The 26,331-nt window shown below is 61.6% G+C and carries 19 protein-coding genes; 5 read left to right on the top strand and 14 right to left on the bottom strand.

All coding sequences use genetic code 11. The annotated features are described in order from the left end of the window. Positions 1-19: 19 nt before the first annotated feature. Positions 20-3,304 (bottom strand): adenylate/guanylate cyclase domain-containing protein, encoded by a 3,285-nt coding sequence (locus EN808_RS16460; RefSeq protein WP_135916386.1) that lies wholly within the window; start codon positions 3,302-3,304, stop codon positions 20-22. 240 nt (positions 3,305-3,544) lie between these two features. Here EN808_RS16460 and EN808_RS16465 point away from each other — a divergent pair, with 240 nt between their 5' ends. Next, on the top strand, positions 3,545-5,314 hold the full coding sequence (locus EN808_RS16465; RefSeq protein ID WP_135916387.1) for an adenylate/guanylate cyclase domain-containing protein: 1,770 nt from the start codon (positions 3,545-3,547) through the stop codon (positions 5,312-5,314). Positions 5,315-5,330: 16 nt separating this feature from the next. Here the strand turns inward: EN808_RS16465 and EN808_RS16470 are convergent, their stop codons facing one another. From EN808_RS16470 to EN808_RS16480, 3 genes are all read right to left on the bottom strand, one after another. Then, positions 5,331-6,710, bottom strand: a complete 1,380-nt coding sequence (locus tag EN808_RS16470) for a hypothetical protein (RefSeq protein WP_135916388.1) — start codon at positions 6,708-6,710, stop codon at positions 5,331-5,333. Continuing rightward, positions 6,710-7,231 carry a GNAT family N-acetyltransferase gene (locus EN808_RS16475; protein ID WP_135916389.1) on the bottom strand — a complete coding sequence of 174 codons (522 nt, stop codon included), beginning with the start codon at positions 7,229-7,231 and terminating at the stop codon, positions 6,710-6,712. The genes EN808_RS16470 and EN808_RS16475 overlap by 1 nt, the downstream gene beginning before the upstream one ends. A gap of 174 nt (positions 7,232-7,405) precedes the next feature. Further along, on the bottom strand, positions 7,406-8,230 hold the full coding sequence (locus EN808_RS16480) for a hypothetical protein (RefSeq protein ID WP_135916390.1): 825 nt from the start codon (positions 8,228-8,230) through the stop codon (positions 7,406-7,408). 195 nt (positions 8,231-8,425) lie between these two features. Between EN808_RS16480 and EN808_RS16485 the strand changes: the two genes are divergently transcribed. Continuing rightward, positions 8,426-9,841, top strand: coding sequence for an adenylate/guanylate cyclase domain-containing protein (locus EN808_RS16485; RefSeq protein WP_127870118.1), 1,416 nt, complete (start codon positions 8,426-8,428; stop codon positions 9,839-9,841). Between the two features lie 65 nt (positions 9,842-9,906). Here EN808_RS16485 and EN808_RS16490 read toward each other — a convergent pair whose 3' ends face one another. From EN808_RS16490 to EN808_RS16520, 7 genes are all read right to left on the bottom strand, one after another. Beyond that, the gene (locus tag EN808_RS16490; RefSeq protein ID WP_127870119.1) at positions 9,907-10,386 is read right to left on the bottom strand and encodes a class I SAM-dependent methyltransferase; all 480 of its coding nucleotides are present in this window, start codon (positions 10,384-10,386) and stop codon (positions 9,907-9,909) included. 147 nt (positions 10,387-10,533) lie between these two features. Continuing rightward, positions 10,534-11,715: an ABC transporter permease gene (locus EN808_RS16495; RefSeq protein ID WP_127870120.1), complete on the bottom strand. Its 1,182-nt coding sequence runs from the start codon at positions 11,713-11,715 to the stop codon at positions 10,534-10,536. Further along, positions 11,712-12,710 carry an ABC transporter permease gene (locus tag EN808_RS16500; protein ID WP_127870121.1) on the bottom strand — a complete coding sequence of 333 codons (999 nt, stop codon included), beginning with the start codon at positions 12,708-12,710 and terminating at the stop codon, positions 11,712-11,714. Before EN808_RS16500 ends, EN808_RS16495 begins: the two co-directional genes overlap by 4 nt. Before the next feature lie 2 nt (positions 12,711-12,712). Then, positions 12,713-14,611, bottom strand: coding sequence for an ABC transporter substrate-binding protein (locus EN808_RS16505; RefSeq protein ID WP_135916391.1), 1,899 nt, complete (start codon positions 14,609-14,611; stop codon positions 12,713-12,715). Next, positions 14,608-16,503 carry an ABC transporter ATP-binding protein gene (locus EN808_RS16510; protein WP_127870122.1) on the bottom strand — a complete coding sequence of 632 codons (1,896 nt, stop codon included), beginning with the start codon at positions 16,501-16,503 and terminating at the stop codon, positions 14,608-14,610. The genes EN808_RS16505 and EN808_RS16510 overlap by 4 nt, the downstream gene beginning before the upstream one ends. Before the next feature lie 157 nt (positions 16,504-16,660). Then, entirely contained in the window at positions 16,661-18,001 is a 1,341-nt protein-coding gene (locus EN808_RS16515; RefSeq protein WP_127275931.1) for an adenylate/guanylate cyclase domain-containing protein, read from the bottom strand. A 281-nt stretch (positions 18,002-18,282) separates the two neighbouring features. Further along, positions 18,283-19,461: a DUF3095 domain-containing protein gene (locus EN808_RS16520; protein WP_127275924.1), complete on the bottom strand. Its 1,179-nt coding sequence runs from the start codon at positions 19,459-19,461 to the stop codon at positions 18,283-18,285. A 74-nt stretch (positions 19,462-19,535) separates the two neighbouring features. Here EN808_RS16520 and EN808_RS16525 point away from each other — a divergent pair, with 74 nt between their 5' ends. Beyond that, a complete protein-coding gene (locus EN808_RS16525; protein WP_135916392.1) occupies positions 19,536-20,624 on the top strand; it encodes a glycosyltransferase family 4 protein in 1,089 nt (362 codons plus the stop codon). Continuing rightward, positions 20,621-21,400, top strand: a complete 780-nt coding sequence (locus EN808_RS16530; RefSeq protein WP_135882432.1) for a polysaccharide deacetylase family protein — start codon at positions 20,621-20,623, stop codon at positions 21,398-21,400. The genes EN808_RS16525 and EN808_RS16530 overlap by 4 nt, the downstream gene beginning before the upstream one ends. A gap of 1 nt (position 21,401) precedes the next feature. Here the strand turns inward: EN808_RS16530 and EN808_RS16535 are convergent, their stop codons facing one another. Genes EN808_RS16535 through EN808_RS16545 form a run of 3 tightly spaced genes read right to left on the bottom strand, consistent with a single transcriptional unit; the run spans position 21,402 to position 25,469 of the window. Next, on the bottom strand, positions 21,402-22,250 hold the full coding sequence (locus tag EN808_RS16535) for an MBL fold metallo-hydrolase (protein WP_127870126.1): 849 nt from the start codon (positions 22,248-22,250) through the stop codon (positions 21,402-21,404). A 23-nt stretch (positions 22,251-22,273) separates the two neighbouring features. Beyond that, entirely contained in the window at positions 22,274-22,720 is a 447-nt protein-coding gene (locus tag EN808_RS16540) for a cyclic nucleotide-binding domain-containing protein (RefSeq protein WP_127870127.1), read from the bottom strand. Positions 22,721-22,754: 34 nt separating this feature from the next. Then, complete coding sequence (locus EN808_RS16545; RefSeq protein WP_135916393.1) at positions 22,755-25,469, bottom strand: ABC transporter ATP-binding protein; 2,715 nt, start codon at positions 25,467-25,469, stop codon at positions 22,755-22,757. A 181-nt stretch (positions 25,470-25,650) separates the two neighbouring features. Here EN808_RS16545 and EN808_RS16550 point away from each other — a divergent pair, with 181 nt between their 5' ends. Beyond that, the gene (locus tag EN808_RS16550) at positions 25,651-26,322 is read left to right on the top strand and encodes a class I SAM-dependent methyltransferase (RefSeq protein ID WP_135916394.1); all 672 of its coding nucleotides are present in this window, start codon (positions 25,651-25,653) and stop codon (positions 26,320-26,322) included. The last annotated feature ends 9 nt before the right edge of the window (positions 26,323-26,331 follow it).

Genomic DNA, 26,331 nt, shown 5'->3' on the forward strand with positions numbered 1-26,331 from the left:
TTCCAACCTCCAACCCCGGCTAGTCGAGAAAAGGCAGCACCACAAGCGCTTCCGGGTCGAGCCCGTGCTGGGCGCATATACCCTGCGCCAGGGAAAAGTAGCGTTCGGCCTCGGCCAGATTGTCGAGGTCGAGATTAAGCGTTGCGAGACCATCATAGCACGGAAACAGCAATTGGGGTTCGCCCGTTTCGCGGGCGACGTCCAGTGCTTCGTGGAACAAGCCGACCGCCAGTTCCGGACGGCCGTTGCACTGGTGGATCTGCCCAAGCACGATCAACGGCACCGGCAGGTGCTCGCGCTGGTCGAGCGCCCGGTCGATCTCAATGGCCTTCTCGGCAGCAGGCACGCCCTCCGTTGGACAGCGATCCGTGAAAGTACAACAAGCGACAGCCAGATTGGCGAGGAGGCGCGCCTGAAAACCCTGATCGCCAATATGGCGCGCCACCTCCAGACCGCGCCGGCAGACCTCCATCGCCTTTGCCGGATCGATGGTCGTGTAAAGCACGCCGAGATTGGTGTAGCCGCGACACGCCGCGCCGAGCAGACCGGCGGCCTCGGCCAATTCAATGCTGCGCTCGACCTGACCCACGGCTTCACGGTTTCGGCCGAGGCGGGCCAGCGCAACGGCCTTGGTGTTAAGTGCCTCGGCGGTCACGAGGGTGGCGTCATCGGAGACCTGTTCCTTTGTCAGACTGCGTACGCAATCGAGCGCCGCGTCCGCCCATCTTGCCGCGAGAGCGTGATCTCCGCTCCGGAATGCCTGCCGGCCGCGTTCCTGCCAGAGATGCGCCTGCTCGATCGGGGCATCCGCTCCATCAAGGAGCGCCGCCGCTTCAGCATAGCGGGATTCCGCTTTGTCCCGCTTGCCGACGTCCCAGAGCAGCCGACCGATCTTGCGCAAAACGCGCGCCGACGCGACGCGGTCTGCTGACCCGCGGTACGCCTGCAACACCGCCTCGTAGTGGCGGTGCGCGATCTCGCGGCGGCCTGCCGGGCCGCTCAAATCGGCAATGCGCTCTGCAATTGCCAGTTTGAGCGGTGTTTGCCCGGTCGCGCCCAACGCGGTCAGGGCTCGGTCGTAGAAACGAAGGGCGTCGTCATTGGCGTATATCATGCGAGCGCGATCTCCCGCCGCCTGAAGGTAATGCGCGCCCTTCTCCCGCTCGGCGCTCTGTGCGAAATGATGACCGAGCACGGCCAAATCCTCGAGCCGTTCCGGCTTGTCGCCGCACAGTTGCTCCAGGGCGACACCGACACGGCCGTGGATGTCGGTCCGGCGTTGCAGGAGCAGGTTCTGGTAGATCACGTCCTGCAGCAATGTTTGCGTAAAGCGGTAGCTTTGCGACGAGACCGAGCCTGATCCGGCAACTTCTTCGATGATCTCCGCATCGCAAAGCAGTTCGCACCCGGCCTCCAGCCGGCCGGGATCGGCCGTCACGGTTTTCAGAAGCGTGGCATCGAAGCGCGGGCCGATTACCGCGGCTTCCTGGGCCAATCGGCGCACCTCCTGGGGCAGCCGGTCGACACGAGCAAGCAACATTGCCTGGATGGTGGCGGGAATGCCGGTTGCGACTTCGCCCGCCACCGTCCGCCATCGCTGGCCTTCGCGCATCAATACACCGCGATCGATAAGGCCGCGAACGATCTCCTCGATAAAAAGCGGGTTGCCGCCGGCGCGCTCAAGGATCTGGTCGAGAAGCCCGCCCGCGGAGTTTACCCAGCTATCGCCGAAAAGTGCTGCCACCATGCTGCGTCCGTCATGGCTGCTGAGCGGCGAAAGCCTGAGCGCTGTGTGACTGACCCGGCTTGAGTCGAGCTGATCGTTGTCAGGCGCCGGACGATGCGTGACCAGCAGCATCAACCGCGTGCGCTCCAGCCTGTCCATCACGAAACGCAGTGCTTCGAGCGATACGGCGTCGGCCCAGTGCAGGTCTTCGACGACGATCAGCAGCGGCGACAACGCAAGCCGCCGTTCGATGATTGTGCGGACCGCGTAGAGAATTTGCCGCCGCAACTGCTCGGGCTCGACATGCTGCAAGGTGGCATCGGGGTCGCCAAGGCCGAGCACATGATAGAGCAAAGGCATCAGCCGCTTCGCCTCGTCGCCCTGCAGGCCGAGATCGGTCAGCAAGGCTGCGAGCTTCCCCCGCATTTCGTCCCCATTGTCGTTTTGCATCATCCCGGCAGCGCTGCGCACCACTGCGCCCAGGGCGCCAAATGATTGTTCGCCCAGCGGTGAGCACGTGGCCTGTCGCACGGCGACGTTGCGAAAACGATCGTCGTCGCCGACCCGGGTGACGAACTCCCTCACCAGCCGCGATTTCCCGATACCGGCTTCTCCGACGAGGCGGACAAGTTGGGCCGAGCCGCCGCACGCCTGGTCGAGGCTCGCCAGCATTCTGTTGAGTTCCGCATCACGGCCTATTATCGGCGCACTGAGGCCGAGCGCCTCGAGCCCACGCGCCGCACGCGGCGCCGCAAGCGGTGCATCGAGTCGATGGACGAGAACACTGCCAGCCTTGCCGCGAAGCACGACATCACCCATCGACTCGTAAGAGAAGGCATGTCGGGTCAGCCTGTGCGTGAGCTCGCCCACCAGCACCTCACCGGGTGCGGCCAGCGATTGCAGGCGTTGCGCCGTATTCACCGTGTCGCCGGTCACCGAATAGGATTTGGCGGCGCCGATGCCCAATCCTCCAGTAACGACCGGACCAGTGTTTATGCCGATGTGGAGTAGGAGAGGCGAGCCGGAGTAGGGGGTGCTTTCGCCGAGCCGCGCCGTCCGGGCGATCATGTCGAGAGCGGCGCGAAGCGCACGTTCCGGATCGTCCTCATGCGCGACCGGCGCACCGAACAAGGCGAGCAGTGCATCGCCGATGAATTTGTCGACGAAACCACCAAAGTTTCGCACGGCCGCCGTCAATTCCTTGAACAGTTCGTTCTGCAGCGTTTGCATGACCTCGGGGTCGAGCTGCTCGCTGAGTGTCGTGAAGCCGCAGAGGTCGGCGAACAGGACCGTGACCGTCCGGCGATCGGCGTCAGAGACAGAATGCGGCCCTTCTTCGCTTTCGATGTTCGGCGCCGCAGTTCGAGAAGGTGGCACAAAGGTCCGGCTTGGTGTCGGAGCAGGCCGTTCGACGGATTTTGCGGACGCACCGACGCTTGCCCCGCATTTCGGACAGAACTCGAAATCAGGTGCGCAGACATAGCCGCAACTGGCACATGACACGGGCTGGCGCCGGCCACACTTCGGACAGAAGGCGTAACCGCCCTCAATCTCGAAACCGCAGCCTGAGCAGTCCATGGAACAAGACCTCACTAGGGGCCGTGACGGCATGATCTCGCCACGCATTTCACGGCCAGGGCAATCACAAGGATGAACCGATAGCTCTCAACCGGCAAGCGGCAGCGCAAATAGCCATCGAGAGATCGGATGGTTCCTGCGGCAGAGCGCTGCCGAGCCGGGCGGTTGCGCGGCCGTCGTTTGCGAAAGTTCCCTCTACCCGCTGTCTTCCTGCTATCTTGGAGATAAGGAGACCGACGCATGAGCGAGAACCGCAAGCTGGCCGCAATCCTGGCTGCAGATGTGGTCGGATACAGCCGGCTCGCGAGCGCGGACGAAGAGCGTACCTTGGCGAGGTTGCGGACGCTGCGCAGCGACCTGATCGATCCCACCATCGCAGTCCACAACGGGCGGGTGATCAAGCGCACCGGCGACGGGGCGCTGGTTGAGTTCCGCAGTGTGGTGGATGCCGTGCGCTGCGCCGTTGAGATCCAGAACGGCATGGTTGAGCGCAATGCCGGCGTGCCGCAGGACCGCCGCATCGAGTTCAGGATCGGCATCCATCTGGGGGATGTGGTCGAAGAAAGCGACGGCGACCTGATGGGCGACGGCGTCAACATCGCCTCGCGTCTGGAGGGTGTCGCGGCGCCCGGCGCCATCTGCCTGTCCGAGGATGCCTACCGCCAGGTCAAGGCGAGGCTTGACCTCTCGGTCAGCGATCTCGGCAGCACACAGCTTAAGAACATCGCCGAGCCGGTCCGGGTCTATTCGCTGCAGGTCGGCGCGGGGGCCAAGGCGGCCGCGACCCCGGAAACCGCGACGAGCCGGCCGGCTGCGGCAGTGCCGCCGAAGCTGTCGATCGCCGTGCTGCCGTTTGCCAACATGAGCGGTGACGCCGAACAGGACTATTTCGCCGACGGCATCTCCGAAGACATCATCACGGCGCTGTCAAAACTGTCGCAACTCTTCGTCATCGCACGCAATTCGTCGTTCACCTTTAAGGGCCAGAACGTCCATGTGCAGGAGGTGGGCGCGAAACTCGGCGTGCGGCATGTGCTCGAAGGCAGCGTACGCAAGTCGGGCAACAGGGTGCGGATCACCGCGCAGCTCATCGATGCAATTTCAGGCGGCCATCTTTGGGCGGAGCGGTTCGATCGCGACCTGACCGACATATTCGCCGTGCAGGACGACGTGACGCAGCAGATCGTCGGTGCGCTGGCGCTCAACCTGACCGACGATGCCCGGCAACGGCTGGCGCCGGAGCACCCGCGCAACACCGAGGCGTATGACTGTTTCCTGCGCGGCCGGGAGCTGTGGCACCGGCTGACGAAGGAGACGAACGTCGCAGCCCGCGATCTCTTGCAACGTGCCACCGAACTGGACCCGAACTTTGCCTCTGCCCACGCTTTCCTCGCCCTCACGCACGGCGTCGATTACCTGAACAGGTGGGGAGCGTCGCCGCCGGAATCGATGGCGCAAGCCGAAGAGGCCGCAACGCGGGCGGTAACGCTGGATGACAACGATCCCTGGGCGCACTGGGCGCTGGCGATAGCCAAGCTGTACACACGACGGCACGATGAGGCCATCGACGAGGTCGAGCGCGCACTGGTCCTCAATCCGAACTTCGCCGAAGCGCACGTCTGCCGCGGCGAAACGCTGTACTATTCAGGCAAATCCGAGGAGGCCCTCGAGAGTTTCGCCCGGGGAAAGTCCTTGAACCCGTACTTTGCGGATGTGCTTCTGCACTTCCAGGCTTTGGCGTTGTTTCAACTGGGACGATACAACGAGGCCGTTGACCTCCTGCTGCAACGGCTGGCTCGCAACGCTGTGACCGACGTCTCTCGCGCGCTCCTGGCCGCCAGCTACGGCCATCTGGGCCGTTTGGAGGAGGCCCGCGCGGCATGGCAGGACATGCTTCGCGTCAATCCCGACTTTTCGCTGGAATACCGTCGCAAAGTCTTGCCTTACAAGAACCCTGCCGATTTCGAACTCATGGTCGACGGGCTCCGCAAGGCCGGTTTGGTGCAATGACCGGGTAGCGGCCCGATCAGAGGCCGGAGGCCCGGCCGATCTTGCACCATCGGGCGTTTTCGCGCACCAGTTTCAGGTCGTCGGTGGTCTCGGCAAATGTCCGCGAACGGTATTGCCGGAGCAAGTCCGCGAAGGGCGCCCCTTCCGGGAGGCCGGCAAGCTGCTCGCGGACCGAGATCTTTTCATCGATGACCCGCGTGCCCCAGGCATTTTCCCGAACCTGCAGCTCCGCGGCCAGATCGCGCTCTTCCGGCGCGTTTTCATCCAGCGCAGCCAGCAGGATCGAGTGGAAAAGCGCTACATAGCCAATCTGTCTCAAGCCGCCCACGACCCGCACGCGCGGCAATATGGCAAGGACGAGGAACGTCAGGAACAAGTCCGGCAGCAGCACACCGTCCAGCAGCGCCTGCTTGAGATGCGGCCGCTCGAACGGGATGGAAAGACCATGCGGCCTGTCAGGCTCGATCAGCTGCCCGTTCTCGAGGACGAGCTTGCGCACGCGCTCCTCGCGGATGCCCCAGAAATAGGCGGTGGCATTGGGCAGGAATCTGCCAAATGGGCTCGATGCGGCCTCTTGCAAGGCATGCTCGAGACGCCGGCGCCTTGCGGGCTCGAAGAGCAGCCTGGAAAGAAGGCCGCCGTCATGGTCTAGATGCCGCGCCATGGCAGCAGCGGCGAGCCGGTCATCGATCAAAACCGGCAGGGCCATGCCGGAACGATCCCAACCGGCGACCAGATCCTCGTTGAGTTCTGTCAGCGCATCGGCGGCGGTTGCAAACACCTTGTCGTGGCTGGCGAGCAGTGTGCCCAGCCAGCGGCTGGCATCCGTTTCGTCGCACACCGCTTCGAGGGCGCGCCTGTTGAGGGTGACGGGACCGGCCGCGCAAACGCTTTTGCGGCACAGTTTGTGGCGCCCCATGCCAAACAGGTTGACCTTGTCGTCGCCGACATCGAGCCAGCCCGGCCCCTCCCGGCCAATTGTCTCCATGGTCATCGTCGTTCCCATGAAGCCGAAGAAGGCCGACAGCCCGTTTTCGACCGCGCCGAGCCAGGCAAGCAGAAGGGCATCGAAGGTGATCCGGTCCATCAGAAGCAGGCAGTGCAGGCCGGACTGAATTACCGGTCTGTGCTCGAACTCTTCGAGGATCTTGCCGATCTCCTCAGGCTGCATGATCGCACCGAGGCGCTGATGCAGGACTTCGCGCAGGATCGAGCGGGCAGCGATCGCCGGGCCGGATGCAGGCCTTGCCACCGGCCGCCACAGATGGCGGGCGTAATCGGAAACCGATGCATTCCAGTTCTGCTCGATGTCACGCACGACTTCCGGGCAGAGCAGCGACAGCACAGCCAGAATTTCCACCGGAGGCGTAGGGGCTGGGGCGAAGACGGCGGTCATCAGAACCGCAGCCGGGCCATGCTCAGAAGGTCGTGATACCGCCCGTCGGTAAAGCCGGCCTTCACATGCCGGCCTTCGACCTCGAAGCCGTGGCTGGTGTAGAGGCGGATGGCCGGCTCGTTGTCGGCATAGACGGTCAATTCGACCCGCTTCAGCGCGCGCCAATTGTCGGCAACGTCAAGCAGCGCGCCAAGTATGGCAGAGCCGATGCCCTTGCCGACAAAGGCATCGTCAAGGCCGATATTGATCTCGCCTATATGCGAACGGCGCGGCGAACCCTGGACAACCAGGTTGCCATGGCCGACGATCCTGCCGTCCAACTCGGCAACGATCCAGGTGGTTTCCTGGCCGCACTTGGCGATGCGCCGCTCCACCTGCTCCACCATCTCGAAAGGCATCCTGAGCGTGCCCCAGCGGAAACCCGGCATGTTGAAGATAGCGCAAAGCGCCTCCGCATCGCTTGGCCGCACGGCTCGAAGCTGCGGCCGGACTTTCTCGGATGGCGAGGTCGTGCTGGTCATGGCGTTCCCGGCTACAGCAATTCCAGGAAAAGTGTGAGCGGTTTTCCGCCCGGAATTGCGTCAGAACCAAGGATAGAGCAATTCGCCGTTTCCTTGAAACGGTGAAGTGCTCGAACCCAATCGGCCCAGCACGTTGCGCCGGGCGTCACCTGAAAATCCAGCTATCTCTGCAGCCTATGATGCCGATTGCGAACCAAAATACCGGGAGGCGGCGTAGAGTTTGAAGGCGCCGCTGATGCCGATCCAGCCGAAAAGCGCGAGCCAGCACAATGTCTTGGTCGCACTCCAGTCGATCCGGTGCACCGCAGCGTCGGTGATGACGAGGCCAAGGATGGCAAGCAGGCCGACCAGAAACTGCGCCAGGCCGAGCACCAGCAGTTCCTCGCGCGGCGCGTTTTTCCAGACGAGATAGGCGCCGCCAGCGCCGGCGAGGAAGATGGCGCTGTAGACCTGGGCGTGGAAGGGATCGACCGGCCATGGCCAGGTGCTGCTGACCCTTTGAGGGAATAGCAACATGCCGATGCCATAGAGGCCAAGGATCGCGGCTTCCGCCAACATGTAGCCGCGCCATGTGGGGTTAGGGGTCACGCCTTTTGCTGGGGGATAGGCCCTGGTCCGCCAAAGGAACAGCCCGGATACCGCCGCCGAGGCAAGATAGACCAGGAACCAGAGCCAGGCCGCTTTTCGCTCGAAGTTGAAATAGCCGAGATTGATCAACGAAACCGCCGACACGATGACGGTGAAGATGAAGGCCATGACGAGGACGAGCCTGCCGGGCGACCAGCGATTCCAGACCAGCAGCGCTGCCATCACCGCCATTTCGGCGGTGTAGAAGCCGCCGAGGAAGCGGGCACTGAACGGCGTGACAGGCCAAGGCCACCGCGGCTTGACCAGCTCAGGCGCGAAAAACAGGCCGGCGCCGACGATCAGGACGATGATGACCCCCGCCGAGAAAAGGCGCAGGGCGGCGGGAAATGGCGGGTTGTCGGGTGTCGGCACAGGAGAAAACCCCAAAGATGAACGCCTATCGACCATCATAGTGCCGCTTGCGGCCGGAGAAAATCCGCCGAATGGAAATTGAACCATCATCAGGCTTGTCTATCCGAATGGTCCGTTTCGAAGTAAAATGCAGCACTCGCACCAAGGGCAGTCCGATCAACACGTCTGGGAGGCGCATTTTCTGGAGCCGGCAGGATGAATGAAGCTCAGGATCTGTTCTCGCTTCTGCGGCAATCGACCGATGTCGATCCACTGGTAATCGACGCGATCAAGCGAACCGTCGCGGACGGCAACGACCGCGAACTTTGCCGCATCAATGCGCCAGCCTTCGCCAGCAAGCACGGCCTCGACGAGGAGCGCACCATAAGCGCATTTCTCCATGCGGCGCGGGTGGGCATTTTCGATGTTTCCTGGAATGTTCTATGCCCAGGCTGTGGCGGCGTGCTCGACACCAACGCCACGCTGAAAACCCTGCAGAAAGATGAATACACCTGCGCGCTGTGCTCCGAGGGCTATTCGCCAACCCTCGACGAGATGGTCGAGGTGACATTCACCGTCAGTCCGCGCATACGCAGGATTGCCGCCCACAATCCACACGAACTGCCGCTGGTGGAATATTTCCGCCAGATCTACTGGGCTTCGGGTGTTGATGTGCCGGATGAGGATTTCGCGAAAAAGCTGGAAGCGTTTTCGCTGGAAGATATCGAGCTTGCGCCCGGTGAAAAGGCGCTTCTGCCCATACAGCTTCCGTCCGAATTCGTCATCGTCTTCGAGCCGGTCACCCATTCAGCGCAGTTCATCGACGTGAAGGGCGAACCAACAAAGGAGCGCCGAAGCCTCTCTTTGGTCTTCGACCGCGACCATGTCCAGAACCAGACGCTGGAGATGCAACCCGGCCCGTTGCGCATTTCCCTGGAAAACAGGACCGACACGCGCGTGCTGCCGACGGTTTTCATCGCCGGCCAGGCCTTGCACGATTTCCTGGGTAAACGCCGGCCCTTCCTCACCGCCAAGCGCCTGCTCACCAACCAGACGTTCCGCGATCTCTATCGCACGGATACGCTCGACATCAACCAGCGGCTGAAAATCACCAGCCTGACCTTCCTGTTCACCGACCTGCGCGGTTCGACCGCCCTTTACGAACGGGTGGGCGACCTTGCGGCCTTCGATCTCGTGCGCGCGCATTTCCAGGTTCTGCACGAGATCGTCGCGGCGGAGGCCGGCGCGGTGGTCAAGACGATCGGTGATGCGGTGATGGCGACCTTCGCAACGCCTGATCGTGCGATTGCCGCGGCCCTCAGGATGCGCGAAGCCATGCGTGCGCTCAACGACAAGAGCGGGCGCGAGGACCTGCTGCTCAAGATCGGCGTCCATGCCGGCCCTTGCATCGCCGTGTCCATGAACGAGCGGCAGGACTATTTTGGCCAGACGGTCAACATTGCTTCACGGGTCCAGAATCTGGCCAACGCACAGGCGATCTTCGCCACCCGTTCGGTGGTCGACGACAATCTCACCGCCGATCTGTTGCGCAGGAGTGCGCTGAAGCCCGTGCCCTACGAAGTCTCGCTGCGCGGCATTGAGCGAGAGGTAGCGGTGTATACGATCCCCTGACTACCTGACCCCTGAAGACCTGGCCCCTGAAGACCCGGGCCCGAAGATTTGGTTGTTCCGGACCCTCACACGCGCCTGCAGATAAAATAGCGATCGGCGGGCACTGAAGGCGGCGGCGCGAGGCGCTGCAATTGCGGGTGATCGAGCGGCGTGCCGCTGACCGCCATGCCGCCGACACGAAGCAGGCGCGCGGTCAGATCGGGAAGCCAGGTAGAGGTCACTGCATCGAGATCTTCATAGCCCGTGCCGATATCGGCATGAACGAGAGCGGCGTCGATGCCGATGAACCTGCTTGCCGTCTCGCGTATTTCGCCGAGCACGAGGTTTTCAGCTTCGGGAATCGAGCTGGAGTGGGCGGCCAGCGCGCGGTCGAACGCCACGATCCGGCGTCCGGGCAGGCGCTCGCGCAGATGGTGGAATGTCCGGCCATTGCCGAGGCCGAGCTCGAGCACGGGACCCTCAATCTTCGCTACCTCGGCGCAGATCTGATCGAGAATGTCGCGCTGTGCGGTCATCCTGCGGATGAAACTCTCGAGGCGACTCATATGCGTTTGTGCGTCCTGAACCAGTTCAAGCGATCGATAATGCCCGCGATCAACCCGATCGAGTCTCGTCGCATATAGAGGTCAACAATGGACACTGCAACAACCGAACAGGCTGCCGGCGGCCCGGCGCGCGGCGGAATAGCGATCTCACTTGTAGGGGTCTGCGGCGTCCCGCAAGCCGTCGCCGAGGAAGTTGAACGCCAGGATGACGAGAATGACGGGGAGCATCGGCAAAAGCAGCCATGGATAGAACGCGATGACGCTGACGCTGCGCGCCTCGGTTAGCAGGATGCCCCAGCTGGTTGTCGGTGGCCTCAGGCCCAGCCCAAGGAAGCTCAGCGCCGTCTCGCCCAAGATCATGCCGGGTATGGAGATCGTCGCCGTTGCGATCAGATGCGACATGAAACCGGGGATGAGGTGCCGACGGATAATGCGGCTGCTGCTGGCGCCCATCAATTGCGCGGCCAGAACGTAATCCTCCTCGCGCAAGGCCAGAAGCTTTGAACGCACGGCCCGCGCCAGTCCGGTCCAGTGGATCAGCCCGAGGATGACGGTGATGCCGAAATAGATCAGGATTGGACTCCAGGTTATCGGCATGATCGCCGCCAGAGCCAGCCATAGCGGAATGCTGGGGATCGATTGCAGAACTTCGATTATCCGTTGGACGATCAGGTCGAAGATGCCGCCGTGATAGCCAGCCAGTCCACCTATGACAATGCCGAGCAGGAAGCTGAAACTGATGCCGACAAGGCCGATCGTGAGTGAAATGCGTGCGCCATAGATGATACGCGAGAGCACATCGCGTCCCAGCCTGTCGGTGCCGGCCAGAAAGAGCTGGCCGTTTTCGGCAGGACAGACAAAATGCCTGTCACCTTCGACCAGGCCCCAGAACCGGTAACGGTCGCCCTTGCAGAAGAAACGAATCCGTTGAACATCATCCTGGTTGTCGATGTAGTTCCGCTTGAGTGTGTCCATATCCAGCGTCATCTGGCGACCATAGACGAAGGGCCCGACAAGCTGGCCGTCGTGGAACAGGTGTACCCGCTGCGGCGGCGAATAGATGTAGTCCATGTTGCGCGTGTGCAGATTGTAGGGCGCCAGGAACTCGCAGATCAGGATCCCGAAATAGAGCGCTGCCAGAAATATGCCGGATACAAGGGCAAGCCGGTGCCGTCGGAATTTCCACCACATCAGGCGCAACTGCGATGCCTGAAAGACCTTCGACTGCTCCGCCGTCATCGCCTCGACTGATTGCAGGTCGAAGGGCGCGATGGAAACGTAGTGCTGCAGTGGGGCACCCGGAGCGGGCAGGGGGGATTGCTTGTTCATTTGGTGCTGCCGCCCTGCAAACGAATTCGTGGATCAAGCAGCGCCAGCGCCAGGTCGGAAATCAGGACACCGATCACCGTCAGGAAGGCGAGGAACATCAGGAAAGACCCTGCCAGATACATGTCCTGGCTTTGCAGCGCTCTGATCAGCATCGGCCCCGTCGTCTCCAAAGACAGCACGATCGCGGTGATTTCGGCACCGGAGATGATGGCCGGCAGGATGGAGCCGATGTCGGAAATGAAGAAATTGAGCGCCATGCGCAGCGGATATTTGACGAGCGCCTTGAAGGGATGAAGGCCTTTGGCGCGCGCGGTCACGACATATTGCTTGTGAAGCTCATCGAGCAGATTGGCGCGCAGCCGCCGGATCATGCTTGCCGTGCCGCCGGTGCCGATGATCAAGACCGGGATCCAGAGATGGGCGAGGATCGACTTCGCCTTGGCCCAGCTCATCGGCTCACTGAGATATTGCGGGTCCATGAGATGGCCGATGGAGGTGCCGAACCAGATATTGGCGAAATACATCAGGATCAGCGCCAGCATGAAATTGGGAATGGCAAGGCCGAGAAGGCCGAAGAGAGTAAGGCCGTAGTCGCCCCAACTGTATTGATGCGTGGCGGAGTACATGCCGATGGGAAAGGCAATGAGCCAGGTGAAGATGATCGTGACGAAGGAAACCAGGACGGTCAGCCACATTCGGTCCCCGACGACGTCGCGAACCGGCAGCTCATACTCGAAGGAATAGCCGAAATCGCCGTGCAGCATCCCGCCGACCCAGTAGAAGTAGCGAATGACCGGCGGCTGGTCGAACCCATATTCCTTCCGCATCATTTTGATGCGATCGGAATCTACCGCTTCACCCTGAGCCCGAAGCTCGGAGACATAGCTGTCGAAATAGTCGCCTGGGGGAAGTTCGATGATCGTGAACACCAGCGCCGATATGATCAGCAGCGTTGGAACCATCACAGCGATGCGCCAGACAATATATCGAAACACGCTCAGGACTCTCCAAGCCAGAAGGTATCGGGCATGTAGACACCGAAATAGGCGGTCGGGTCATAGCCGTAGAGCGCCTTGTCAGGCAGATTGCGCAGCCGTGAGGACACCAGAACCGGCTGATGCGTTCCGTTCACAGTGCCGATCGAAAACACCTGATCGGTGTAGATCGACAGCATTGAATTCCAGATCTCGGCGCGCTCCGCGGCCTCAGACGAAGCGTTCCAGCGCTTGAGCAAAGCCACCAACTCGACCACTTCAGGAAGATCGGGCGCCTCACCCATCTTGCCATGGGACAGGTAGTGAGCGCCCCAGAGTGGCCATTGCAGCTGGTCGTCGATGGTGGGGGCCAACTGGTACGGATTCATGTCGGGGGTCGGCACGCCATTGTCTATGCCCGACCACATCGACATCATGATCTCGCCGCCAAGCGCGCGGCTGCGGAAGATGTCGCGCTGCGAAGTCCGGACGAACAGGGCGATGCCGATCTGGCGCCAGTGATCGGTGATGAGCTCAAGCGCGTCGGTTTCCAGCGTGCTTTCGCCGGCCGTTTCCACTATGACCTGCGCCGGGCGCCCATCGGGAAGTACCCGCAGGCCGTCATCGTCGCGCGTTTGAAGGCCGACCTCGTCGAGCAGGGCGTTGGCCTGGTCGGGATCATGGGCGACCCAGGCCTTCGCGAATTCCGGCCGGTAGAGCGGGCTCTCCGGCAGGACCGTATCGGCACTTTCCTGCGCCAATCCGTAGAATACAGCCAAATTGATCTCGCGCCTGTCCACAGCGAGGGAAAGCGCGCGGCGTACGCGCACGTCACGAAAAAGGTTACGCCAAACCTGATCGGCACAATTCAGGTTGGGCAGGAGCGCCAGCCGCGAACCCTGTGTGCGTTTCCAGAGATGCATCTTCACGGGGTAACGCTTCTCCGCATCCTTCAGAAAAGAGTAGTCGGAGAAGTCAATTCCCATGCTTTGCAGGTCGCTCTCACCCGCACCGGTCTTGGCGGAAATGATCGCCGACGAGCTGACATTCATGACAATCTGGTCAACATAGGGCAGCTGCCGGCCATTCTCGTCTATTCTATGAAAGAACGGGTTTCGCTCGAAGATGAACTGTTCAGCCGGCGGCTTGGTCCGGTTCTGCCAGGGATCGAGCGTCGGCAGCTCCGGGTTCTCCGGGCGATACTGCCGCGACATGCGGATATGCAGGAGCGTCCATTTCTTTGCCCGGTTCTCCGTCATTAGGCCGGCGAGCCGGAATGGATCTTGGTATTTCTTGTGGAACTGCTTGAGATAGGCGGCCGGCAGAACAAGTGACAGCGGCGAGGCGGCAGCGAGCTTGGGCAGGAAGTCGGGATTTGGCGCCTCCCAACTGTAGCGGACCGTCAACGGGTCGACGATCTCGAAGCGTGGCGGCTTGCCATCTGCCAGCAGGCTCGGAGCAAGCCCGCCTTGCGAAAGCTCATCGTTCAGCCAGACATCTTCCCAGCAATAGCGAAAATCCTCCGGCGTCAACAGGCTGCCGTCAGACCATTTATGTCCTTCCCGGATCTTGAAAGTGAAGACACGATCATGTGCTACGTCGAAACTTTCGAGGATGTCGGGTTGCATGTTAAGCTTTTCGTCATAGCCGACCAGGCGAGCATACCCATAGATGGTCATCATCCGGATATCTTTCTGGCTGCCGATGATCGTGCGCAGCGTGCCGCCATATTGGCCGGGCTGCCGGCCCATGGCGGCGAGATTCAATACGCGCGGGCTCTTGGGCAGGCGTTCGGCCAGTGCCGGCAGCGCCCTGGCCTTCAGCTGCGGCTGAAGAAATTCAGGCTCCAGGTCGCCTGCGCGTACCGTGCCCGGCAGAAACGCCGAAGCCATGAGTCCAAGGACGGTGCGCCGGCTGATCAAGGGCGTAGCTCGCTGACATCGGCCGAACGTCGGGCCAGCACGAGGTGGCCGCCGCCAAGATCGAGCGGCGACAGCACATCCTCGTCGCCCTCGTCGCGGAATTGCGGTCCCCATGCGCTGCTGTCGGAAGCGCCGCTGAGCTTCAGCGTCTTGAAATCCATCGGCCTGTCGAGATCGGGAAAAGGTACAGCGGCGACCAGTGAGCGCGTGTAGGGGTGGACCGGTTTCCTAAGCAGAATTTCGCGCGGGGCAAGCTCGACGATACGCCCGCCGCACATCACCGCGATGCGGTCTGCCATGTAGTCCACCACCGCCAGGTTATGGGATATGAATAGGTAAGTCAGGCCCAGTTCCTTCTGCAGGTCCTTCAGGAGGTTCAGGATCTGCGCCTGGACAGAGACATCGAGCGCCGAAACCGGCTCGTCGCAGATCAGGAGTTCGGGCCCCAGCGCCAGCGCGCGCGCGATGCCGATACGCTGACGCTGCCCGCCGGAGAAACTGTGCGGATAACGCTTGATGAAGCGCGGATCGAGCCCGATCGCCTGCATAAGGCTCTTGACCGTGGCTAGTCGGGACGCGGCATTGCCCCGTTGATGGATTTCCAACGGCTCGCTCAAGATGTTTTCCACCGTCATGCGAGGTGAAAGCGACGAAACCGGATCTTGAAAGATCATCTGGATTTTCGCGCGCAGCAGGCGCAGGGCGTCTCTGTCGCCTCCCAAGACGTCGATCGGTCCATCGCGGCCATTGAAGATCACCGAGCCGCCGTTAGGCGTGACAGCCCGCATGAGGATCTTGCTGACGGTGGTTTTGCCGGAGCCGCTTTCGCCGACCAGACCCAGGCACTCACCCCGCCTGATGTCGAAGCTCACGCCGTCCACGGCGCGAACAGAGGTTTGATGATCCCCGCCGAACCAACCAGACTTGCGGATGGTGAAGGTCTTTGTCAGGTCCCTGACCGACAGCAGGATGTCGCTCGGCCCCTTCGATGCCGGCGCCGTCTGCTTGCCAAGCAGGTTCTCGACATTCACCGGCACCTCGCGCAGCGCCTTCAGCCTTTCGCCAGGCTTCAGGTCGAAATGCGGAACGGCTGCCATCAGGCCCTTCAGGTAAGGGTGACTTGGCCGGCGGAATATTGCCTCGACAGGTCCCGCTTCCATGATCTCGCCATGGTAAATGACCACCACCTCGTCGGCAACATTGGCGACCACGCCGAGGTCGTGCGTGATCAGCAGCATCGCCATGTTCAGCTTGGTCTGAAGCTCGCGTAGCAATTGCAGGATTTGTGCCTGGATGGTGACGTCCAACGCCGTCGTCGGCTCGTCGGCGATCAACAAAGCGGGCCGGCAGATCAGCGCCATGGCGATCATGGCGCGCTGACGCAATCCTCCCGAAAGTTCAAACGGATACATGTCATAGGCGCGCTTGGGATTGGGAAAGCCGACAAGGCTGAGCATTTCCTCAGTCCGCGCCTTTCGCTCCGCCCGCGCCATGGGCGTATGAATCTGCAGGGATTCGCTGACCTGGTTGCCGATCGTGTGCAGCGGCGACAGCGATGTCATAGGCTCCTGAAAGATCTTGCCGATGCGGCTGCCTCTCAACGCCCGGATTTCGGGCCCGTCACGCGGCATCTGCAGGATATCCTGCGTCGTGCCGGGCTTTTCAGGATCGGAAAACAGGATACGGCCGCGAACATGGGCTGTGTTCGGCAAAATGCCCATTACTGCCTGGCTGAGAACCGATTTTCCGGAACCGGACTCGCCCACAAGCGCGGTAACCTTGCCGGGCAGGACGCGGAGATTTGCACGTCTGACGGCATGCAACGGTCCCCCGATAATGGCAAAAGAGATGCCAACATCCTCGATCCGCAGCAGATCAACGCCTGCATTCATTCTCACACCAGCCCCACCCTGGGGCCTGCCAGGCGGCAGGCCCTGGAAGCAAGACTACCGCATTGCCAGCCTAGAGCAACTTGGATTCGAACGATCGCCAGCGGCGGAACCAGCGACCGGACTGCTTGCCAAGGCGTTCGGATCAGATTGGGGCTGGCTACTGGAGCTTCCTCCGGTCGCCCGCCGACAGCCGTGCGGCATCGCGATGAAGCAGCATGACCTGCTCGGCCTCCGATCTCCGGTCGTAAATCGGCTCCAGCGCACCGTCTTCATCGAGTGCGAGAGCGCCCGACAGATCGGGTGAAAGCACCGTCAGCTTCTGCTTGATCCCGGCCAGTTCCTCGCTGCCGAGCGTCAGCCAGCTGTTGGCGCCGCAATAGCTGGCGAAGTCCTTGCTGGCGAGAACGCGGTGCGGATATTTCTTGGTCAGGGTCTGGAGGCGCTGGACCTCGTTTACAGCCGAGCCGAAGACAGAGAATGTGAGCCGGTCGGTAAGCCCGACATTGCCGAACATCACGTTGCCGACATGCAGGCCGATGCCAAATTTTATGTCGGACAAGCCTTTTTCCTTCCTTCGCAGATTGAGATCCATCATGCGCGCAGTGGCCTTGTGCGCTGCCGCCAGAGCAGACTGGCAGGCGATCTCGGACTGCGAGCGATGCCTTTCGCAAGGGTAGACGGCAATGAAGCCATCACCGATGAAACTCATGATCTGCCCGCCTTTGCGATTGAAAGGTGCTGCAATGGCATCGAAAAACTGGTTCAGCGTATCGATGTAGATTTCGCGGCCGGAAGTTTCGGCAAGCTTTGTCGACCCGCGCATATCGGCCATGACCAGTGCGGCCCGGATCGTGTCGCCCTCGCCGCGTTTGATCTGGCCGTCCAGCACGCGTCTCCCGGCGTCGCCGCCGAGATAAGTGGTCATCATGTTGTCGGCCAACTTGGTGAGCACCGCCATTTTGGTTGCGATGGCGAGATGGTTTTGGATACGCAGCAGCGCCGAAATCATGCTGTCGCTGAAACCTGAAGCACTGTCGGTGGACCAGGACCCGATCATGCCCTGACTGGTATTGCCGTTGAAGGGATGGACGAAAGCCATGTAATCGGTCACGCCCATGAGCCTGAGTTCATCGAAAACAGGAAATTCCGACGGGACCGCCGGGTCGAGCCGACGCCGCAGATGGTCGAGCTTGTTGCTGAGCAGATGGTAGTATGGGCTGGTTAGGAACCTGTCAGAATGAACGCCGTCCTGTTTGCGGAAGCCTTCCACCTCCATGCCTTGGCCGCGAATCCAGGTGAAACCAAGCGCGTCATAAAGCGGATGAAGCATCGAAAAGCTCAAATGCACCCGCTTCAGCGGCAGGCCGGCAGCAGCCAGCCGCTCGCAAAACCCCTTTACCAATGTTTCCAAGTCGTTGCCGGCCAAAGCCGATTGGGTCAGCCAATCGGCAACCTTGTCCATGAGAATGGTCGAAATTTCTGTTTGCGCTGTGCTCATGCTACCTCGAAACCCGTCGAAGACGAGCCTTCTCCTTTGATCCGCCACACCTCGAAGCAGGGAAGGAGCAGGCATAACTGCATCTATCTGCTGGCGCACATATGTGGCGAGGCTGCCGGCGGAGTGCAATCACGATCCTGACATCGGGCAAAAATTGCCCGGCTCAGACGCCGTCAGGCCTTTACCACCGTATCTCGACCCAGCCCGAGGCGGCCAAATACATTGCGTGTGTCGACGATCAGAAAGGCATATTGCGGAGAACCGATTTCGGCAAGCCGCCATCAGACAGGCACCTTCGCCTTCAGGCTTGCGGCAGCCATCGCATAGCCACCGGAGGCGCCATCGATGAAATGAACGTGATCGGGCTGTAGCGGCGAGATTACGAGGCATGTCATCAAGGCCGACTGCTGGCGGTGCAGGCCATAGCGGCAGATGCCCGCCTCTTCTGCCTGTTTCAGCCGGTTCTCGATCCGTTGCAACACATCCGCGTCAACATCGATGGTCATCTTCAAGCCGTCGTCGAACTTGCGGAAATCCGAATTACTGGCCACGTCGCGTTTGTAGACCTTCGGATCGAACTTGCCGATCGTCCAGCCAAACCTGTCGGCGACAGCCGTAAGCGTCATCAGGAAGATTACCCACAGCTTCGCCAACCACCGCCGCCCCGGCGGCGCCGCGGCGCGCGCCTCGACATCGAGGCCGGCGGGCAGCAAACTGTAGTCCGGCCCGTCCACCGGCACCGGGTGACCATCGCGTTCCTGCCTGCCGGCGAGGGCGATGATGTCGGAAGCCAGAAACTGAAAACCGCGCAAGTCGCGCGCCGGCCCTGGTACGGCTATGATCGAGACGATTTCGCCATGCCGGGCTTCGATCGGGTTCCAGCGACAGGAGAGGCCGGTCAGATCCGGCCGCGCGCCGGCCGGCGCAGGATCGATGCGGTAGCGCCCCGCTTTCATCTCGGCTTCCGCCCAACTGCCGCCGCCGCCGGCGAACATGGCATAGAAGGCCGCTTCGGAGGCCTGAAACCTCGCCACGCGGACGTCGAGGCCTTGCGCCCTTATATCCTTTATCGGCACGATTGCCGCACGCAAGGTCAGGTCCAGTTCGTCCGCCACCCATCTCTGGACAGCAGCCAGCGCGTTGCGGGCCAGTTCCAGCGCCGAGCCGGGGAACGCCACGAGCGCGCCGTCACCGCCGAAGACATAGGGAAGGTCTTGCCGACCCAGCGCATTGAGCAGCGCCGAAATGACGCTGGCGCCGGCCATATTGACGGTTTTATAGCGCCCGGCCTCGATCGCCTTGGTCGAGCCGACGATGTCGGCGGTGGCGATCGCCCAGCCATCGGGGAGAGGTCGATAGTTATCGATATCGGCAACGCTTTCGAACTTTGCGAAGACCGGCAAAGAAGCCACAAACGGGTCGGAAGCGGCAGCTATTTCCATGAGCATCAGATAGCACATTCCACTGCTTGAAGGTGAAGTCGATCGTGCTTCGAAATTGACTTGCCCTGGCTTTGCGATGATAGGGTCGCGCGATGCGAATTGCCTTCTATGCGCCGCTGAAGTCACCCAATCATCCTGTTGTCTCCGGCGACCGCCAGATGGCGCGGATGCTGGTCAAGGCGCTGGAGCATGGAGGGCATAGCGTCCAACTGGCATCCGAATTGCGTTTCTATCTACGCCAACCGGAGTCGAAAAGTTTCGATGCGCTCAAGATCGAGGCCCGAGAGGAAGCCACTCGGCTGACAAAGCTTTGGCACCGTGACGGCAAGCCCGACCTCTGGTTCTCCTATCATCCCTACTACAAGGCGCCCGACCTGATCGGACCCGAGCTGGCGTCGGCCTTTGCTGTCCCCTATGTGACAGCGGAAGCCTCCTATTCCAGGCGGCGCGACGCTGGTTTGTGGGCCGATAGCCAAGCGTTGGTGGTGCGAGCCATCGAACAGGCAGCGCTGAACATCTGCTTCACGCAAAGGGATCGCCAGGGACTGGCAGATGCCATTCCCGATGCCTCCCTAGGCATACTGTCGCCCTTCATCGACACATCGGCATTCCGGGAAAAGCCGGCACGGGGTTGCCCGACGCGCCTGGTTACAGTCGCCATGATGCGCCCGGGCGACAAAGTCGAAAGTTATCGCATGCTGGCGCAAGCGCTCGGTTCGATCGGCCATCTGCCCTGGACCATGTCGGTCGTCGGGGAGGGGCCTGCCCGTGACGAGGTCAAGGCGCAATTCGCCGGCTTGCCCGCAGAGCGTATCGAATGGCTCGGCGCGATCGAGCCGGCAGCCGTGCCGGATGTCCTTTACAGAGGGGGAATTTACGTCTGGCCCGGGTTCGGCGAGGCCTATGGTGTGGCCTATCTTGAAGCACAGGCCGCCGGCCTTCCGGTGGTGGCCCAGAACATCGCCGGCGTGCCGGAGGTGGTGCGGGATGGCCAGACCGGGTTTCTCACCCCGCCGGGCGATGTGGCGGCGTTCGCTTCCGCCATTGAAAGGCTTCTGGCCCGTAACGACGAAAGAACCCTCATGGCCGCAGAAGCCAGACGTTTCATCCTCGAAGAACGTTCCCTCGGTACTGCAGCGGCGCGGCTGGCCGAACTTCTCGAGAAGATCCCGGTCTCATGACATCCGATCCGATCTGGCAGCCCTTGGTGAAAGAGCTGGCGCGCCTGCGACGGACGGGCCGCAGGGCGGAGTTCTGGCTGCGCGACGACGACGCCGTGGATCCGACGCCGGCGCTTGATCGGCTGCTCGACCTGACCGGTGAATTCGCGGTTCCGGTCACGCTGGCCGTCATCCCGGCCCTGACTGATGGGAAACTTGTCGTCCGGCTTGACGAGGCGCCGCATGCCACGGTCGCCATCCATGGCTGGGCGCACCGAAATCATGCGCCCGAGGACCAGAAAAAGCAGGAGCTCGGCGCACATCGCCCACCCGAGGCGGTGCTCGATGATCTGGCCCGCGGGCTGTCGCGCGTAACCGGCCTGCACGGCGCACGTGCCGTTCCGATGCTGGTCCCGCCCTGGAACAGGATCGACGCCGGCGTGGTATCCGACCTTGGATCTATAGGATTTGCGGCATTGTCGGTCTTCGGCCCGCCGAAGCCCGCTCCCCTGGCGGTCATCAACAGCAATGTCGACATCATGGACTGGCATGGCACTCGCGGCTGCCGCGACCATGGCCTGTTGGTTCAGGCCATTATCGCGCAATTGCAGCAGGCATTCGACGGCGGCGAGCCGGTCGGCCTGCTCACGCACCATCTCGTCCATGATGAATCGGCATGGCTTTTCCTCGAACGGCTATTCGCGGTCACCGCACGGGCTGAATCCTGCGCCTGGCTTCCGATCAGCACATTGATCGAACGCCGCGATCCATCAGGGCAGGGCTCTGGAGGAAAATAGCTCAGCGCTTTTTCTGCACTGGAAATTCGAGCGTTTGGCCGTCCCGCGCGGCAAACGCGCCGGCAAACCGGTCCTTGGCAAGTTTCTCCATCTCGTCCAGTTGCTCGTCGGTGCGTGCCGGATCGTGGTGAAATAGCGCGAGCCCCCGCGCACCGGCCGCCTCACAGAGCTTGACGCCCTGTTGCCATGTCGAGTGGCCGTTACCGCGGCGGCGTTCCATTTCCTTCTCGGTGTAGGTGCAATCGTAAATGACGAGGTCGGCATCGTCGATGAGGCCGAGCACCGACTGATCGAGTTTGCCCGGCTCGTGCTCGGTGTCCGTGATCACCGCCACGATGCGGCCGCCCCACTCGACCCGGTAGCCTATGCAGCCGCCCGGATGGGCAAGGCTGCCGGTCCGAACCACGACCCCTTCGCGCGGCCGAAGCACGTCTCCGGACACGAAATCGCGGCAGTCGAGCTTTGCCTTGCAGACGTCCATTTTCACCGGAAACCACGGCGGCCGTATGAACTCATCGATCATCTGCCGGGTCGTCATGCGCCCGGCAAGATGCCCGGACCAAATGGTAAGCTTGACGCTCGGGTCAAAGATCGGCGCAAAAGCCGGCAGCCCGATGATGTGATCGTAGTGGCAATGGGTGAAAAGCAGGTCGAAATCGGTCATATCCGCCGCCTGAAACGCCCTGCCGGCAGGCCGCAGGCCAGAGCCCGCGTCGAACAGAAGCGTATGCTTGCCGCATCGCATCTCAATGCAGACTGTGTTGCCGCCATAGCGAGCGAATTCTGGCCCGGATACCGCAATGCTGCCGCGCACGCCCCAAAATCTGACCAGGAAAAAATCGTCGTCCATACTACTCTTCGCCCATCGTAGCTCTAGGCGGTTCGTGCGTCGATCAGATCCGCGGTCGTATGGCTTAGCCGATCGGCAAGAACCCGCAATATCTCGATCGTCATTTCCGGGAACTCCCTCATAAGCCTCAGGAAATGATCCTTGCGGATTCTCAAGGCCTCCAGATCAGTTGCCGCTCTGACGGCGGCAGTGCGGGAGCTGTTGCACAATATGGCGATCTCGCCGACGATCGAATTTGGCAGCAGTTCGGCAACTTTTATCGGCCCGCTATCGGAATCGACCAGAATGTCCGCGCTGCCTGAAAGGATGACATAGGCGGCGTCCGCCTCGTCGCCCTGCCGGAAAAGAATCTGGCCGGCGCTGTATTTCACGCGATCGGATGTGAACGCGAGCAGCTTGAGCTTTGCCGGCTCAATCCCAGAGAACAAGGGAACGCGTTGCAGCATTCCGACTTCATCCTTGAGCAGCATTGTCGCAAACCTTCCTAAATTCGCGTCTGCCAGACTATGACAGAAGTTCCTTGAAGATACCGTTTCCTGCCAAAAGTGTCTCGTGTGTACCGTCTTCCACCAATTGACCCGAGTCAAAGACGATAACGCGATCGAACCCTGTGGCCATTGCCGGACTCGTCACGACCCACACAATTGCCGGCGAATGGCCGTCGCGTCTGGCTTCCTCGAGCACGTTTCGCAGCACCTTTTCCTGAATGCGCTGGTCGAGCGCCGACAGCGGCCGGTTGAGGATGAGAAAATCGGGACGCTTGAGCAAGGCGCGGGCAACATCGAGCTTCTGTCGCTGTCCACCGGTCAGCCGCCTGCCGCCGGCACCGACGTTGAAATCCAAGCCGACATTCAGAAGCTCGGCATAAAGCCCCAGCTCGTCAAGAATTTCATAGACGATGGAGCGTATGCGGTCCGGCGCGTCGGGATGGTTGTTGCCCAGACGCCCGAACAGGACATTGTCCATGACGGTGGCCGCGGCGATATATTTGGCAGGATCATACCGTTCGATCGCGTTTTGCAGCTCGGGCGGCAGGTTTTCATAGAACTGGTTGCGTGCGGCGACGATCTTGCGCATCAGCTCGTCGGTCAGCAGGCCGAAGCGGTGCCGGGGCTCGATATAGGCAAAGCTCAAAGTGATGATCATGGCGCGGTCGGCCTCCGAAACCGCCTCGTAGGACCGGTTCTTGAGCCGCTGCAGCAAGGTCTCGTAGGCGGGGATCTCCTCGGCGCTCATGAAGGCGAGCTGCTGAAAGAACTGGTGATCGGGCGGCAGGTCGGCAAACAGCTCGATCGCCTGTTCGGCGATCTCCATGCCCATTTCGTAGAGCGTGCGGTCGAGGCCGGCTTGCTTCAGCACGGAAGCAAAATAGGGATTGGCCGCCAGAGCCTTGTCGGCCAGTTCGGGGCCGGCGGCAGCGCCGAACAGCAGGTTCTGGCCGATCGTCGCTTCCGTGTTGTAAGCGCCTGGCTCGAAAGGAACCACCAGTTCGCGCAGCCCTTCCTGTTCGAGCCGGGTTCGCAGCGCTGCACGCAGTTCGACGATACGCCCGGCAAGCTTCGTGTGACGCGTTAGGTCGGCCGAAGAGCGCAAGCCAAGATCCAGAATGTCGCGCGACAGAAGAACCGCGTCGAGCACCCGGCGCACCGCTTCGAAGAGGTCGTGCGGGCCGGTAGCACCGGCGGAAGCATAGTCGATCCAGTCGCTGTGGATATCGAGATCCGGATTGCCCGACCGGCGCGCCTCGTCGATGTTCCAGCGCTGCTGGTCCGCCGCGGCGCCGTCATAAGTCACCGATGTCAGCGGTGCATGCTTCAACCCGTAGAGCAGGTTATCGCGCAGACTTGCCTGGAACAGGAAAACATCCGACGAGGCGTAGGACATGCGCCGGCCGGTCACTGCTTCGGGGAGCTCAAGCAGGTCATCGGCGCCCGAAGCGACCTTTCCGCTTTCCGGCCAGTTCAGCCGCGCGAAGGCTTCTGCCAGCGCCTCCCCTCCACCTGTCGGGGTGCTGACCAGCGCCACCGTCTCGGCCGGCTTGACCTGCATGGAGATACGGTTGAGGAGCATTGCACCGCCATCGTCCGCCATTGACAGACCGACCGCCGACAACGGGTTTGTCATCGGACCGGGATTGTCGATCGTCAGTGCTCCGATCGTCGGCGCAATGATATCCTCGACGGTGAACTGTTCGACGACCTGCTGGTATTTGACCTGGACATCCTGCCGATCCTGATCCCAGTCGATCAGTTCCTTCATCGGTCCAGGCAGGTCCTTGTAGGCGCCGATCACGGCCACGAGTTGGCCGACGTCCAGCCGGCCCGCGATGACCAGATAGCCGCCGATCATGTAGAACAGGAAGGGCGTGAGCTGCGCCAGAAAATTGTTGAGGAACTTTACCATGAATTTCCATTGGTAAAGATCGAAGCGGATCTTGAAGATGAGCCCGAGCCGGGCAGCTATGTCGGCGCGCTCGTAGTTCGACGTATCGTGGACGTGAACAGCGCCGATGCCGTCGACGATTTCGCCAACCCGGCCCGAAAGCGCGCGTGCCGTCAACTGCCGTTGGCGCCCGAGCACGAGCAGCCGCCGTCGCATGCGCGGGATGAGCACGATCTGGATCACCACGATCACGATGGCTATCGCTCCGAGCCAGACGTTCTGGACCATGATGAACAGCATGGCCGTCAGCGCCTGGCCGCCGAGCAGCACCGGCTGCAGGAAGGCATCGCCGATGAAGCCGCCCAGCGGCTCCACCTCGTCCTTCACCATGGTCGCCACTTCGGCGGATTTCACCCGCTTGAAGTAAATCGGCGGAAAACGCAGCACACGATCGACCAGATCGAAGCGGATACGGCGCAACATGCGTTCGCCGAGGCGGCCCTTGTAGGTGTTGATGTAGAGTTTGAACAGGCCGTTGATGACGACCAGCAAGAGGAACACAATGCTCAGGGCAAGCAGCGTCGCCTTGCGGCCGAGCTGAAAGCCGGAGAACAACAGGACCTCGCCAATGAACGGCAGGTTATAGTGCAGCCTCATGAAGGGCAGGGTCGCGCCCGGTTGCTCGAACCCCTTGCCCTGGATCGGGCCGTTGACGATCAGCTTCGGCAGGTCGAAGGACATGAAATACGGGATCATCGAAAGCAAGACGATCAACAATATCCAGATCTGCTGCTTCCTGGTGTGCTTCCAGATGTAGCGGGCTAGGCTGGGTTCCATATGCGATCGTGGAGCCTTCAGTTGGAAGGGTGCTGGATGTAAAAGCACCTGCTGGCGAATGGCGTATTGGCAATTTCTTCGTCGCCAATGACAAGCTCGAAGCTGCAGTGCACGGAGGCAGTGCTGCGCTCAGCAAGATTGCGTTGTGTCGCCCGAAATCCCAACATACAAGGCGAATATGATGGATGTCACGCAACCGCGCAATGCCGGCATGGACTGGCACGAGCAAGCCTTCGACCTCACCCGAGGAATTGCGGCCTATGTCGATCGCCCTCTCGTGGCAGGGCTGGCGCGCGTCATCGCCAAGCACCCGAAGGCCGATATCGCCAACGCCTTCAACCACAAGCAGGTCGCCTGCAAGATGTGGGCGCTCGACGGGCTGTTCGAAAGCTGCGGCGGCCGGTTCGGGCGCATATGGGTTCTGGGTGGATGGTACGGCGTGTTGCCGGCGATGCTTTTCAACGACGCCCGTTTCGACATTGCGGCGATCGACAGCATCGACATCGATCCTGAAGTCGGGCCGGTCGCCCGGACCCTCAACCGGGAAGCCGGCGACCGCTTCCGGGCGCTGACGGAGGATATGTACGCACTCGACTATGCGGCCGGGCGGCCCGACCTGGTGGTCAACACGAGCTGCGAACACATAGCTGATCTGGGTGCTTGGCTTGCCCTGCTTCCGCGAGGCACGAACGTACTGCTGCAATCCAACGATTATTTCGGCGAGCCGACGCATATCAACTGCGTGGCTTCACTGGCAGCCTTCGAAGCAATGGCGGCGCTACGGGAGGTGCGGTTCTCCGGTGAACTGCCGACGAAAAAGTATACGCGCTTCATGCTGATTGGAACTGTTTGACGCGCTTTG

It is taken from the genome of Mesorhizobium sp. M8A.F.Ca.ET.165.01.1.1 (assembly GCF_004792065.1).
Classification (GTDB): domain Bacteria; phylum Pseudomonadota; class Alphaproteobacteria; order Rhizobiales; family Rhizobiaceae; genus Mesorhizobium.